The sequence below is a fragment of the Shewanella oncorhynchi genome (assembly GCF_012584455.1).
Classification (GTDB): domain Bacteria; phylum Pseudomonadota; class Gammaproteobacteria; order Enterobacterales; family Shewanellaceae; genus Shewanella; species Shewanella oncorhynchi.
Genome location: NZ_JABAEB010000005.1, coordinates 1 through 13,809, shown reverse-complemented (window position 1 = coordinate 13,809; position 13,809 = coordinate 1). Strand labels below are relative to the sequence as shown.

At 45.4% G+C, this 13,809-nt stretch carries 11 protein-coding genes and 1 riboswitch; of the genes, 5 read left to right on the top strand and 6 right to left on the bottom strand.

The window, feature by feature from the left end; translation table 11 throughout:
• The first annotated feature begins 197 nt into the window (after positions 1 to 197).
• A complete protein-coding gene (gene narQ, locus HGO26_RS08795) occupies positions 198 to 2,033 on the top strand; it encodes a nitrate/nitrite two-component system sensor histidine kinase NarQ (RefSeq protein ID WP_168824638.1) in 1,836 nt (611 codons plus the stop codon).
• Positions 2,026 to 2,655 carry a response regulator gene (locus HGO26_RS08790; RefSeq protein WP_105250232.1) on the top strand — a complete coding sequence of 210 codons (630 nt, stop codon included), beginning with the start codon at positions 2,026 to 2,028 and terminating at the stop codon, positions 2,653 to 2,655. The genes narQ and HGO26_RS08790 overlap by 8 nt, the downstream gene beginning before the upstream one ends.
• Before the next feature lie 91 nt (positions 2,656 to 2,746).
• Here HGO26_RS08790 and HGO26_RS08785 read toward each other — a convergent pair whose 3' ends face one another.
• The gene (locus HGO26_RS08785) at positions 2,747 to 3,121 is read right to left on the bottom strand and encodes a YacL family protein (RefSeq protein WP_168824635.1); all 375 of its coding nucleotides are present in this window, start codon (positions 3,119 to 3,121) and stop codon (positions 2,747 to 2,749) included.
• 196 nt (positions 3,122 to 3,317) lie between these two features.
• On the opposite strand from HGO26_RS08785, the gene HGO26_RS08780 reads away from it, so the two are divergent.
• Complete coding sequence (locus HGO26_RS08780; protein ID WP_131525184.1) at positions 3,318 to 4,283, top strand: zinc transporter ZntB; 966 nt, start codon at positions 3,318 to 3,320, stop codon at positions 4,281 to 4,283.
• A 97-nt stretch (positions 4,284 to 4,380) separates the two neighbouring features.
• Here the strand turns inward: HGO26_RS08780 and HGO26_RS08775 are convergent, their stop codons facing one another.
• From HGO26_RS08775 to HGO26_RS08765, 3 genes are all read right to left on the bottom strand, one after another.
• Positions 4,381 to 5,514, bottom strand: coding sequence for a succinylglutamate desuccinylase/aspartoacylase family protein (locus tag HGO26_RS08775; RefSeq protein WP_168824633.1), 1,134 nt, complete (start codon positions 5,512 to 5,514; stop codon positions 4,381 to 4,383).
• Position 5,515: 1 nt separating this feature from the next.
• Positions 5,516 to 6,871: a lysine-sensitive aspartokinase 3 gene (gene lysC / locus HGO26_RS08770; RefSeq protein ID WP_131525182.1), complete on the bottom strand. Its 1,356-nt coding sequence runs from the start codon at positions 6,869 to 6,871 to the stop codon at positions 5,516 to 5,518.
• A 150-nt stretch (positions 6,872 to 7,021) separates the two neighbouring features.
• Positions 7,022 to 7,196, bottom strand: a riboswitch (Lysine riboswitch).
• A 100-nt stretch (positions 7,197 to 7,296) separates the two neighbouring features.
• On the bottom strand, positions 7,297 to 7,731 hold the full coding sequence (locus HGO26_RS08765; protein WP_168824631.1) for a DUF3293 domain-containing protein: 435 nt from the start codon (positions 7,729 to 7,731) through the stop codon (positions 7,297 to 7,299).
• A gap of 587 nt (positions 7,732 to 8,318) precedes the next feature.
• On the opposite strand from HGO26_RS08765, the gene arcA reads away from it, so the two are divergent.
• Positions 8,319 to 9,035, top strand: coding sequence for a two-component system response regulator ArcA (arcA, locus tag HGO26_RS08760; protein WP_006080127.1), 717 nt, complete (start codon positions 8,319 to 8,321; stop codon positions 9,033 to 9,035).
• Positions 9,036 to 9,119: 84 nt separating this feature from the next.
• Here the strand turns inward: arcA and HGO26_RS08755 are convergent, their stop codons facing one another.
• Entirely contained in the window at positions 9,120 to 11,432 is a 2,313-nt protein-coding gene (locus HGO26_RS08755) for a S9 family peptidase (RefSeq protein ID WP_168824629.1), read from the bottom strand.
• A gap of 266 nt (positions 11,433 to 11,698) precedes the next feature.
• Here HGO26_RS08755 and HGO26_RS08750 point away from each other — a divergent pair, with 266 nt between their 5' ends.
• A complete protein-coding gene (locus HGO26_RS08750; RefSeq protein WP_168824627.1) occupies positions 11,699 to 12,691 on the top strand; it encodes a class 1 fructose-bisphosphatase in 993 nt (330 codons plus the stop codon).
• Positions 12,692 to 13,088: 397 nt separating this feature from the next.
• Here the strand turns inward: HGO26_RS08750 and HGO26_RS08740 are convergent, their stop codons facing one another.
• Positions 13,089 to 13,706, bottom strand: coding sequence for a tetratricopeptide repeat protein (locus HGO26_RS08740; RefSeq protein ID WP_168824625.1), 618 nt, complete (start codon positions 13,704 to 13,706; stop codon positions 13,089 to 13,091).
• Positions 13,707 to 13,809 lie beyond the last annotated feature (103 nt).

The window sequence follows — 13,809 nt, the reverse complement described above, 5'->3', positions numbered from 1 at the left end:
AATCACGACATCTCCATGGTCAAACTTAGTGATTTAACCCTGCTAAAAATATACCTCTTAGGGGGTATCTAGGTTGAAGTTTGCGCTAGATCAAAATGTAAAGGTGTTGTTGTTCACATTTCTATACTTTTGTTAATGTATTACATTATTTTCTAATGTAAAAACCACTGCAAAGTGCCATAACAGCGGCCATCAAAATGAACAGCGGATTAATGAAACGAGGTAGTCTCACCTCAAAAATCTTAGGATTAATGTTAGTACTTATTCTGCTCTCTAGTAGTTTATCGACTTTTGCTATCATCAATTTGTCCTACAGCTTAGGCGACGCCAAGGCGATTAATGCCTCAGGGTCGCTGAGGATGCAAAGCTATCGGTTAATGTTTTACGCCAACTCAGGCAGTGATGCTGCGCAGGATAAAATCACCGAATTCGAAAATACGCTCTATTCCGACACATTAAAGCCCTCGGAAAGTTGGTTTAGTCCGCCAGAAATTGCCGCTCAATATCAGCTTGTCATCGATAAATGGCTGGTGATGAAACACTACATAGAACAAGAAAACTCCCGCGATTATGTCGCCTCACTGAAGGACTTTGTTGATACCATTGATTTACTGGTGCTTGAGATGGAGCACTACGCCGCCTTTAAACTCAGGCTCCTTGCCGCCAGCCAAATATTAGGCTTAGGCGTCATGCTCATTATCGCTTTTGTGGCCGTGCGTTTTACAAAGAAGAAAGTGGTGATCCCGCTGCAAAAACTGATGGAATCGGCCAACACGATTTCTAAGGGTAATTTTGAAATAGAAATGCCCGAGACCGAATATATTGAACTTACAGCGCTGACCCATGCCCTACAAAAAACGGCGAAGGAACTCGCGACGCTTTATGGCAACTTAGAATCGCAGGTAGCAGAAAAAACCTTAGCGCTGACAAGGGCCAACAACGAGCTGGCATTCTTATATGATAACCTACTGACATTAAACGCAAATAAACTCGATTACAAGGCTCTCAAGGCGGCGCTGAATCAGTTAAAAGGCTATGAATCACTCGACTACCTAAGACTCATCATTCAATACCCAGAGCAAGAGTTAGAAGTGATTGAGGCCGATGGCGGTTGGCCAGATATGACTCAAGAGAGCACCCGTTTCCCACTGCAATTTGAGCAGGCTAATTTAGGCTATTTAGAGTTAATTGCCGACCAAACACCCAATATCGCCTTGTTTAACAATTTCGCAATTATGTTGACGCGCTCAATCGTGATCCACAATGCCACAGAGCAAAGACAGCAACTGGCGCTAATGGAGGAACGTGGCGTAATTGCCCGAGAGCTGCACGACTCTTTAGGTCAAGTGCTATCTTTCCTAAAAATCCAAATTAGCTTATTACGCAAAAACTTAGATTGCAGTTGCCGCAGTCCAATCGTTGAGGCGCAGCTAACCGAAATCAACGAAGGTGTAAGCACTGCCTACGTGCAGCTCAGGGAGTTACTATCCACCTTTAGGCTCACAATTAAAGAGCCCGATCTAAAAAGTGCTTTAGAGGCTATGCTTGAGCAACTCAGGACAAAGACGAATATAAAGATAACCTTAGACTATAAACTTGCGCCACAATGGCTAGAGGCAAAGCAACACATCCACATACTGCAGATCACGCGAGAAGCGACGTTAAACGCCATCAAACATGCTGAGGCCAGCCTCATTAACATCCATTGCTATAAGGATGACGAGGGTATGGTCAATATTGATGTTTGTGATAACGGCATAGGTATTGGACATTTAAAAGAACGAGATCAACATTTTGGCATAGGTATAATGCATGAACGAGCCAGTAAGCTTTCAGGTAAAGTCGTGTTCAGCGACAATGATTTAAAGAGATTTAAACCTGCTATGGCAACCACGACTGAGCAAGGATGCAATGCACAAGACGACGCACTCAACCCTAACAGCCCATTAAACCTTATGCAGCACAGCAAGGGGTCAAGTGGCACTAGAGTGACGCTTATTTTCCCATCTCAACAGGAGCCTTCAAATGGGTAAACCTTATTCAGTACTAGTGGTCGATGACCATCCCCTCTTGCGCAAAGGCATCTGCCAGCTCATCGCTTCAGATCCTGACTTCAGCCTATTTGGCGAAGCCGGTAGTGGTTTAGACGCATTAACCGCAGTGGTCACCGATGAACCCGACATCATATTGCTCGATCTGAATATGAAAGGCATGACAGGCCTAGATACCCTCAACGCCATGCGCCAAGAAGGTGTTACCTCACGCATAGTAATTCTCACCGTTTCAGATGCAAAACAGGATGTTATCCGTTTACTTCGCGCTGGAGCCGACGGCTATTTGCTCAAAGATACTGAGCCAGATTTGCTGCTCGAAAAACTCAAAAATGCCATGCTTGGCCATAGGGTGATCAGCGATGAAGTAGAGGAATACCTTTACGAACTTAAAGATGCGACCGATGAACAAGAATGGATTTCAAGCCTGACCCCAAGGGAGTTGCAAATTCTACAGCAACTGGCGGAAGGCTTAAGTAATCGCATGATTTCAGAGCATTTACACATTAGTGAAGGCACAGTTAAAGTGCACGTGAAAAACCTACTGCGTAAAGCCAATGCTAAATCGAGAACCGAAATGGCGGTGCGCTACCTAAATAATTAAAGATACGAAAATAAGCTTGGTATCGCGCAAACAATAAAGGCAATCCCATGATTGCCTTTATGTTTTTATCAAATAGAGATTAAATAAATGATTACAAACCTTTCTCAATAAATTGCTGCCAACTCAATAGCGCCTGCTCAAAATCCTCAAGGCCACAATAAGCTTCTGACTCAGCATCATAGAGTGACATAGCCTCTTCTAATTCATATTCTTGCTCAAAGCCTAAGGTATTGGCAAAGACTCGCGCCTGTTCACGCTCTAACTCTAAGGTAAAATCATTACCAACAAGACGCCATGAACCTCGTTTATCGGCTTGAATTTCTTTTATCACACCCAACACTTGCTGAATTTTAGCTAACTCAGTCCCTAATTCTTCCGTAAACCATTGCCCAAGCACTTCATGATCCATGCTAAAGCTAGCCCCAAAAGTGCCAGTTAAACTGTTACGCCGAAATTCGTATTCCATTTTATTGTCTCTTTGATCTAAGCCTACTAATGCTAATTTTAACCTATCCTTGGCTAAGTTGCTTGCATCCCTCAGCACATCAAATTTATGTCAATTTACGTTTGTCTCATGTCGTTAAGCATAAGTACTGACTTCATTTTCATGACAAAATCAGTTAGTTTGTTTGAATGATTTTGAAAGTTAAATGGAATGCGATATGCACGAAGGGTTTATCTACAGTTTAGTGCTCAGCGGCGCCCAAGCGGGTTCCACCTTGAGCCTAGAACAGATCGAAAAATGGGATCCTCAGGATGGCCTACTCTGGTTACACCTTCGCTATCGTAATAAAAAGGCACGCCACTGGATACTCAATAGCGGTCTGCCTAAGGTCGAAAGTGATGCCCTACTCGCCCAAGACACTCGTCCCCGTGCTGTGATTACAGGTGAAGGCATATTACTCGCATTACGCGGCGTTAACCTCAACCCCAATTCAGCTCCCGAAGACATGGTGGCCGTGCGTATCTATGCCGATAAACAGCGGATCATATCCACCTGCGATCGCGAGTTACAGTCGGTCAAAGATGTCGCCGAGCTGATCCTTGAGGGAAATGGGCCTACAACTACGGGGGACTTTATCGTCGCAATCTGCGAGCGACTGACCAATCGTAAAGTCGAGTTTATTGATAAATTGGAAGAACAGCTCTCTGATTTAGAAGAGCTCGTCGTCTCAGGCAATGTGAAAGACTTACGTACCGATATCGCCGAACTGCGCCGTCAAACTGTAGCCATTCGCCGCTATTTAGCCCCACAGCGCGAAGCATTCTCGAAAATGATTTCCGAGCAATTCAGCCTATTTAAAGATACTGAGCGACTCAAACTGAGGGAAACAAACGATAAACTTATCCGCACCATTGAAGATCTCGATGCCCTGCGCGATAGAGCCAATGTGACTCAAGAAGAATTACTCAGTCAGCAGTCGGAGCAACTCAACAAACGCTTATACTTCTTATCCTTAGTGTCAGCAATCTTCTTACCGCTAGGCTTTTTAACAGGCTTACTTGGGGTCAATATTGGCGGGATACCGGGCGCGGACAACACTTGGGCCTTCGCCACCTTCTGCGGCATATTAATCTCACTCGTCGCCCTGCAAATGGCACTGTTTTATCGATTTAAGTGGTTATAGCCACCTTAAAACAACAAAGCAAATCGATTAGGATTGGCGTTGTTTTCTCTCAGTCCTATAAGCTAATTGTTATGGGCTAATGCTTACGAGCTAATTTTTATGATTTAGGCTGAAATGTCGGCAGCTCAAACACATTGGTCATCACTTTATAAAGCTCAGTTCCTTGGTGCACTGATGCCGAAGCAAAGTGCAAAATCGGCACGCAGTCCTGCGACAAACTAACCGTTTTTAGCTCATCCGCCGTACCGTATAAATCCATTCGCAGCAAATTCACTAAGGGCTGCCCCGCTGCCAGTGGTTCACCCACAGGCGCGAGGTATTCCACTAATCCAGCACTTGGCGCGTGATACTTTTTATAGTCCTTAAGGTAACAACCAAAGCGCTGCATTTTAGCGGGCGCAACGGTTTCAGCGATCACGCCTCGGTGGCTTAAATATGCCAAAATCCCTTGTGCATCACCCAACGCATCCTCAAGACAGACGCGCTCTTGGCTCGCCAATTCCAAGGTTAACGCTGACACTGCAACTCCTAAATCGCGCCCTTGAGATTTTGCAAAATCACTCAATTGCCACCAAGGACAAAACGCAGCCTCATCCATGGCGCCACCAAAGGCATTGGGGATAATGAGCGTATAAGGGATCGACAAAAACTGCGCAGCAGCTAAGTCATATTCAGGACAATACAAGTGCTTACAAGACTTAGGTCCTGTGTGCAGATCGAGCACTATATCCGCGCCATGGGCCATAATCTGCAGGTTAACCGCAAGTCTATGACCCGTGGTGATGCCCCATTCATGACGCAATTTTTGCTGACAGGCTTCAACCAAAGTACTGCGATAGGCTTGTATCAGCTCGCTATCACTCAGCTTGGCATGTTCCCCATACCAAGTCGGTAAATCGATTGCATGATTCAAATACTCACGATTCCAATTCGCGCCCGTAATAGGATCAAATCGGCCAAGGGTAAACTCACCACTTTTTTGGTTGATCCCAAGGGGATTGGCAAGCGGCACTAAAGTGATTTCGCCGCGGATGTCATAGTGTTCAAGCTGCTTCATCAACTGATAAATCACCGCATTACCTTGTACTTCAGCACCGTGGACATTGGCCTGAATATACACTTTGGGGCCAGTCGCCTTATCGTCACTCGGTTTGAAATGGTAGATAGGCAAAGTGAGTGCTTGCCCTGCGGCAAGCTCCCCGATTTGCAGAGACGATGTTGTCGGCAACATACTAAACGCCTTCGAACAGATTTTGATGCAGCGATTTAACCACTTGCGCCGCTTCCGACTCTGCCACTAACACACACAGATTATGTGGGCTGGCACCTTGGCAAATCATCCGCACATTGTGTGGTTCTAACACTTCAAACACACGACGACAAATACCCGGCGTCGTCGCGATGCGGTTACCGATAATCGCCACTAAGGCCAATCCATCTTCAACTCGCACACGACAATGCTGTGATAATTCTTGCAGCAATGCCTCACTCAACAGACCTTGACCACTTGAATCTGAACCGGTTTTATCGAGGGTTAGAGACACATTCACTTCTGATGTGGTAATCAAATCCACACTGATCTTATGTCGCGCTAATGTCGCAAAGGTTTCCGCTAAAAAGCCCTGCGCATGCAACATTTGCAAGCTGTGAAGATTTAATAGGGTTTGATCGCGGCGCAAAGCCACAGCGCGGAATACGGGCGCATCTTCCACTTGATGACGGATCCAAGTTCCGCCCTTTTCAGGCTCTTTACTTGAACCCACAAACACTTGAATTTGCTGACGAACGGCAGGAAGAATAGTCGCTGGATGCAATACCTTGGCACCAAAGGTCGCCATCTCGGCAGCCTCATTGAAACTGATCTCGGCAATCGGAAAGGCATTGGGCGCCAAACGAGGATCCGTTGTATAAATCCCAGCGACATCGGTCCAAATCTCTACCGCTGAGGCGCGTAACGCTTCAGCTAACAGTGCAGCAGAATAATCACTACCACCACGACCTAACGTTGTTGTTTGTCCCGCTTCATCGGCACCGATAAAGCCTTGCGTGACAATCACTTGTTCCGCTAATAGTGGCTGTAGATAATCACGAGCTAGAGTCGCAATCTGCTCGACCTGAGGTTCGGCTCGGCCAAAGTGGCTGTCAGTACGTAACACTCGGCGCACATCGAAGGCACTTGAGTTGACACCTTTCTCACGGATCACCGCCGAAAACAACGCTGAAGAACATTGCTCACCGAGGGACAACAACTCATCCATGGTCGCTTTGCTGCGTTGTGATGCGAGCGCTTCACTCAATACTGACATGCGACTCAATAATTTATCTAATGCGGCGGCCACATCGTTAGGACGACCGAGCTTATCTAAAATCGCATATTGAATTTGGGCAATTTGTTTTAATCGCTGTAATCGGCCATCGTCGTTGATCGATTCTTGGGTCAATTCCACTAGTAGATTCGTCACGCCGCTCGAAGCGCTGACCACGACTAAACGGCAATGAGGATTAGCTAACACTATGTCGGCACAGCGATTCATAGCGTTATAGTCGGCAACTGAGGTGCCACCAAATTTTGCGACAACGAGGGACATTAGCTCACCTCCGTGAAACACGTAGGGCAACAAATAAACACAGATTGAATAAGATATTGATTAACTAACATGATCACACTCCGAACTGACTTCGTTCGAAGAGCCTGGTGCTCAATGATAACGCACCCCAAAAGAAGGGAAACAGCAATCGTCACCAGAAGCTCTCCACCAATTACAGGTGACAATCGTCAGGATTCAGCCTGAGCGACCGACATAAACATGCAGCAACCATATCTATGCCTCGGCGTTAATCTCCCTCATCAGTCATCGCTGGAGTTTGTGCTCCTCTGACCGACTACCTAGTTAACGCTCCTCTTCTGTTCCTTTCCTAGGAAAGGGACGAAAAAAGTAGCAATAAACCCCTAATGAAGTCAATGCTAATTTCATAACAAATGAACAATTTAAATAAAATCTTTTGAAAACAACTAAGTGTTCAAATCGGGTAGCTCGTATACCAGCTGCACATAATCTCTAAATTTGCCTAAACACACTTCATCATGCCCATCCAAGGTGCAAGGCACTAAACTCACATCCCCTTGTTCGACAACATAAATCGCATATTGATTAAATTTCTTACCCAATTGCAATGCCATCGTTCTATCGATAAACACGGCCCAACTTTTTTCCATGTGGGATAAATCCGGTGCAGCGCCCACTAAAGCACGATAAGGGCTACCGAGTAATTCAATTTCACGAAGAAGTTGGCGATCGAGTAAACGGTTTTGGCTAGGAGAGAGAAGCTTTGAAGCGGGATTATGAGCGGTAATAACAGCAAAGGAAAAATCACAGGATAATGCTTGAGTCAGCAAAAACAACGGCGCTTGGTAACATTGCCACAAATTTTGAGTCGTATTGTCCATTGGTAGTCTAGTCGAAAAATGAACCCAAGCTAGTGTAGCAGAGTGATTGTAAAATCCAAAGAGGCGTGAACTGGCTCACAGGAATAAGAAATACATTAGTTATACTAATCAATAGCTAAAGTAAATATCATGGTAAAAACCCCTGCCCACCTAAAATTTATTAACATTTCATTTGTTAACAAATGACTAAAACGAGTACAATGTACGTACTGGTGAGTTGAAACAGATTGAGCAAGATGCTTATCGTTCAATACAGTTTGTTACATATATCGCTTAAAGTAACGTGAACTGACCGGGCATCTGTTTAAAATCTGTTCTACATTTGATTTGTCTTTTAAACATTTAAAAAAACAATAGTTAAGGAACTTATTCTAACTATTGCTTATCGAAGTTGATACTGATTACGTTTTCTCGTATTACACTTAAACGTGCACTTAATCTACATCCAGATATAGATGTCACCGTAAAGATTTTCCTTTTGAGCACAAAGCAGTTCAAGGAAGTATCAACGCTTTTATGAATATAAGAGCCCGAAGTAAGTTGCTCTTATTGGTTAGTATAAACTGATTAAAATTTAGGTAAATAATATGCAAAATCCGCACATTCTGATCGTTGAAGATGAAGCCGTTACCCGTAACACGCTGAGAAGTATTTTCGAGGCAGAAGGGTATGTGGTAACTGAGGCCAATGATGGCGCAGAAATGCATAAGGCTATGCAGGAAAACAAAATTAACTTGGTCGTTATGGACATTAACTTGCCAGGTAAGAATGGTCTATTGTTGGCACGTGAACTACGTGAAATCAACAACATCGGTCTTATCTTCCTGACAGGTCGTGACAACGAAGTCGACAAAATTCTTGGACTTGAAATTGGCGCGGACGATTATATTACCAAGCCGTTCAACCCACGTGAATTAACGATTCGTGCTCGTAACCTCCTGACTCGTGTCAACAGCGCTGGCGCTGAAGTCGAAGAAAAGAGCTCAGTAGAATACTACCGCTTCAATGATTGGAGCTTAGAGATCAACAGCCGTTCATTAGTGAGCCCACAGGGTGAATCTTACAAACTGCCACGTAGCGAGTTCCGCGCTATGCTGCACTTTGTTGAAAACCCAGGCAAAATTTTGACTCGTGCCGATCTACTGATGAAAATGACTGGCCGTGAACTTAAGCCACACGATCGTACTGTAGACGTGACTATCCGTCGTATCCGTAAGCATTTCGAAAGCTTACCAGATACGCCAGAAATCATCGCGACTATTCACGGTGAAGGCTATCGTTTTTGCGGTAACTTAGAAGGCTAATCCGCTAAGCAACATCCGCATTAATTGGTTTGATAAGAATCGATTCAAAAAACCAGATCCTAGGATCTGGTTTTTTTATGCCTGCTATTTGGCGTTTTTCAACTGCCTATCGAGGAAATCTGCCAGTGAGCGATATAAGTGATTACGTACTTTCTCGCCACGCATCGAATGTTTAGATCCAGGATAATCGATCATCTGGAATAATTTCCCTTCATCCTGCAACGCCTTATAAACCCGAGTGCTGTTTTCAAACAAGACGTTATCATCGGCCATGCCGTGATACATCAACAGACCCGATTGATAGTTTTTCACATAAGGGAACACGCTGCTGGCGTCATAACCTTTTTCATTCCCCTCAGGATGGGCTAAGTAACGCTCAGTATAATGGGTGTCATATAAGCTCCAGTCGGTTACAGGTGCACCCGAAATCGCGGCTTTAAAGTAATCCGGCGCCTTAAATAAACTCATCAAGGCCATGTAACCGCCGTAGCTGTGGCCGTAAATCGCTACATTATCGGCATCGACAAATGGCAGACTCCGTAAATAGTCCACTCCCACTTTTTGATCCTTGACTTCAGCTTCACCCAAATGACGGTAAATCACTTGCTCAAACTTTGTGCCCCTGTGGGCACTGCCGCGGTTATCCAACTGGAACACCACATAGCCTTGTTGCACCAGATACTGGGTAAAGTAGTCCTGCTCGCTCCAACTGTTGGTCACTAACTGTGCGTGCGGCCCACCGTAAACCCGCACTACGACAGGGTATTTCTTGCTCGCATCGAAGGGAACAGGTTTGAATAAACGGGTTTGTAACACTTGGCCATCTTCGGCTTTCAGTTCACCAAATTCAGGGATTTGCCACAGACCCGCATAGTCATATAAAGGATGGCCTTGCTTGACTTCATTTTGCTCAACCCAAGCCAGTTGCTGGCCCTTGTCACCGTGTAAACTGATCTGCGGTGGCTGAGATAAGCTATTGAAATAATCCAGATACACACTTTGATTGTCGGCAAACACAGGATCGTGCATGCCCGCTTGCTTGCTTACCCGCTCAACCTTGCCACCAGCTAAAGGCACGCGATAAAGTTGTTTCTCGATTGGCGTATCTTTGCGGCCAGTGAAATATACCCAACCAGCGGTTTCATCTATGTATTCCAACGCATCGACAGCCCACTCGCCCTGAGTCAATTGGGTTTTAAGTTTGCCTTTTAAGTCAAAAAGATACAGATGATTAAAGCCGTCACGCTCAGATGCCCAAATAAAAGCCGATTGCTGTTTTAAAAAGTGCAGATCGTTATTGAGGTTCACCCAAGCGTTACTGCGTTCTTTCACTAAGGTTTTTGGCTTAGTCAGTGAATCTAACGCCACCAGTTGCAAATCTAGCTTATGTTGATCGCGACTCTGCCACTGGAACGACAAATGTTTGCTATCGGGCAGCCAATCGACCCGCGGCAGGTAAATATCTTTGCTATTGTCTTCGCTGTTCTCTTCGCGCAGCTTCACCCAATTGATAACCTTATCTTTTAACGTGACCACACCGAGGGCGATGTCGACATTGTTTTTGCCGGCATAGGGATAGCGCTGCTCAGTAAGTTTAATACCGTCAGCATAGATTTCGTTACGGGTTACTTGCTCGACACCGGACTCATCGATACGGGTAAAGGCGATAGCCGATTCATCGGGCGCCCACCAATAACCTGTCATGCGATCCATTTCCTCCTGAGCGACAAACTCGGCCATGGCATTCTTAATCGCCCCGCCGCCATCGGTTGTCATAGCTTGGAGTTTTTTGGTCGCCAGATCTAACACATACAGATTTTGATCCCGCACGAAAGACACAAAATGTCCCTTGGGCGATAGGCGCGCATCTGTGGCAAACCCTTCGCCAATGGGAAGTTGGCTGACACTGTTATCCACTAATGAAAAGTAATACAGATTACCAGCAGCCGGAATTAATAGCGCTTGGCTATCATCGGCCCAAAAGTACTCCATAATGCCTTCACCATAAATACGTTGGCGCTCGCGGCGGGCTTTTTCTTCATCGGATAATTCATTGCTTGCCAACTTATCGGCATTGAGCAATAGGCTAGATTTGCCCGTCTTTACATCCATCTGCCAGAGATCATAAAAATTTTGATTGTCTTTACGGCCCGCAAGATAAGTGACACGCTGACCATCGGGTGACAATTTCAAACCACGGGGACTGGTGCCCGCTAATGCGGGCGAGGCATTCATTCGCTCAATCGTCAGTGGCAGTTTGCCGCCTTCCATTGCATAAGCTGGGGTAATTGAAAACATAGCTGTCGAAATCATGGCCATTTGGCTCGCTATCAGTAGGGGAACGGCGCGCACCTTAAGTGAGCACGCAGGGAACCAAGTTAACCTATTTTTAATCATTATTATTCCTTGGGAGCATAATCGCCTAAGATGTCAGCGATTAAAAACAAGCCGACATTGTGCCAGAGGCCGCCTATAAATAGAAAGAGCATGCAATATGCCGATACAAATTAGGCCCTTGCGCCAAGCTCAATCCAAATAATCCCTAAAAGCCTTAATATTCGCTAAAAGCATCAGCAACATCGCTGAAATTGTCGACTAACTGAGTTATCATTCGCGGCAAATAACGAAATTGACCTCATTGTTGAACCCTTAAAGGACATAACATGCAGACTCTGGCCCAGCACCTGACCTCACAGGCAGTGAACGACTCCCTCTCCCACCTAATTTTAACCTTAGCCGACACCTCAAAAGCCATTAGCCATGCCGTTCGCCACGGTGCACTTGCGGGCGTGTTAGGCGCGACTGAACAAGAAAACGTCCAAGGTGAAACCCAGAAAAAACTGGATATCATCACCAACGACATGCTCAAAGATGCCTTAAAAGCTGACGGTACAGTGCGCGGTTTAGCGTCGGAAGAAGAAGATCATGTGGTTGAAGTCAGCCAAAATGGTCAATATCTGGTGTGTTTCGATCCACTTGATGGCTCATCTAATATCGATATCAACTCGTTAGTCGGCACCATTTTCTCCGTCCTGCCAGCCCCTGCTGGCGAGCTGACTGAAACCAGCTTTTTACAATCTGGCCGCGCACAATTAGCCGCAGGTTATGTACTTTATGGTCCATCGACCATGCTGGCATTAACCACAGGCCAAGGTGTGCAACTGTTTACTTTGCACCCAGAAACCAATGAGTTTTTACTGACGAATGCCGCCATGAGCATTAGCCCAGACACAGCCGAATTTGCCATTAACATGTCGAACCAACGTTTTTGGGAAGCGCCAATGCAGACCTATATTGCCGATTTACTGCTCGGTAAAATTGGCCCACGCGAAAAATCATTCAACATGCGCTGGATTGCGGCCATGGTTGGCGATGTACACCGCGTGCTATCTCGCGGTGGTATTTTCACTTACCCAACCGACAATAAAGATCCTAAAAAACCGTACAAACTGCGCTTGATGTACGAAGCCAACCCAATGGCCTTCTTAGTCGAACAAGCTGGCGGTAAGGCTTCTACCGGTTATGAAACCATTTTGGATATTCAACCAACACAAATTCACCAACGTGTTGCTGTCATCCTAGGCAGCAGCAACGAAGTCGACGCTTGCCTGAGCTACCACGGTATCGATTACAGCGAAGAACCAAGTCTGGACTAAGCAGAATCGCTTAGATTCTGATTTTTAGTATAAAAGCCACTGATTACAGTGGCTTTTTTATTGTCGCGTAATGCGACAATTTGATTTTTGATGCGGCATAACCGACAAAGGAATTGCGGCCTTCGGCCGAGAAAATCGTGGGGCTTCACCCCACACCCGACCAAGGAGGACTGCTCGTCCTATCCTCCTTGGATGCTCCAAGACGCCCCTAACGGAGTTGAAAGCCCCTTGGGCATTAAGCGTTCTTATGCTATCGCGTCAGACGCTCGTCCCTGATTCGACTGACGCTATCTCGGCATCCATGCCTCGCTCACGCAACGAACGCAAATGCCCTGCGGCAACTCCGAGGGGAGGTGAACTCCTGTCGATGCTGTATGGACTGTAAATTCAGAAAGAATTATGCCTGTCCGATCTTTCCCTTAGCTTTTGATGGTAAAAACTCAGAAAACTCTGGAAAGTGTGCAGCAAGCTTGAAACCAAACTTGCTGCATTTTACGTAGAGTTTAATTCTCCGATTTGCAAGGGTAGCTGCACTTTCGAAATAATGTCTAGCATCATCAAATTTATCAGATTCAAAACTTACAATAGCTCGATTAAACGCAACAAGTGCCTTAATTTGTTTTGATGTAGAGTAAAGCTCGGCCGCGGAAAAATATTTTTCGGAAGCATCTTTATCTCCCGTTAACGCTTTACACAGTCCCAAATTAGCCATTTCGTACGCGGTTGAACCTCGTTGATACATGTCTTTTTCTAGGATCGTTTCAGCCTCTTCAATTAGCTCATTATGGAGAAGCATAAAAGCTGAGTTATTGACACTTCTGGAGCCTCCCAAGTCATTTTTAAGTCTATTAATCATAAAAGCCAAAAGGACGCCCATCAGTAGTGCCGCAAGCGCTGCCTTTTCTGCCTGTGGACCTTTTTCCAGAAGGTCATCCAAGCTCACTCGCTTTGAAAGGAATCCCTTTTGAACTAGGCCTTCACTATATCTTCCTGAAACATGTAATTCCTTTTCCATGTACTCACTTGTGAGTATTGAGACAGTGTAGTGGTCAAGTAAAATTGGCCACGGTTTTAGAGTCATTCCAATATAAACGTTCTGACTCATTTGGCGTTAACCC

Coding starts and splice junctions, on each gene's coding strand:
- HGO26_RS08775 (WP_168824633.1), bottom strand. CDS start 5,514: ATGTTGCCGACAACATCGTCTCTGCAAATCGGGGAGCTTGCCGCAGGG.
- HGO26_RS08765 (WP_168824631.1), bottom strand. CDS start 7,731: ATGGACAATACGACTCAAAATTTGTGGCAATGTTACCAAGCGCCGTTG.
- narQ (WP_168824638.1), top strand. CDS start 198: ATGAACAGCGGATTAATGAAACGAGGTAGTCTCACCTCAAAAATCTTA.
- HGO26_RS08740 (WP_168824625.1), bottom strand. CDS start 13,706: ATGGAAAAGGAATTACATGTTTCAGGAAGATATAGTGAAGGCCTAGTT.
- arcA (WP_006080127.1), top strand. CDS start 8,319: ATGCAAAATCCGCACATTCTGATCGTTGAAGATGAAGCCGTTACCCGT.
- lysC (WP_131525182.1), bottom strand. CDS start 6,871: ATGTCCCTCGTTGTCGCAAAATTTGGTGGCACCTCAGTTGCCGACTAT.
- HGO26_RS08755 (WP_168824629.1), bottom strand. CDS start 11,432: ATGATTAAAAATAGGTTAACTTGGTTCCCTGCGTGCTCACTTAAGGTG.
- HGO26_RS08790 (WP_105250232.1), top strand. CDS start 2,026: ATGGGTAAACCTTATTCAGTACTAGTGGTCGATGACCATCCCCTCTTG.
- HGO26_RS08785 (WP_168824635.1), bottom strand. CDS start 3,121: ATGGAATACGAATTTCGGCGTAACAGTTTAACTGGCACTTTTGGGGCT.
- HGO26_RS08750 (WP_168824627.1), top strand. CDS start 11,699: ATGCAGACTCTGGCCCAGCACCTGACCTCACAGGCAGTGAACGACTCC.
- HGO26_RS08780 (WP_131525184.1), top strand. CDS start 3,318: ATGCACGAAGGGTTTATCTACAGTTTAGTGCTCAGCGGCGCCCAAGCG.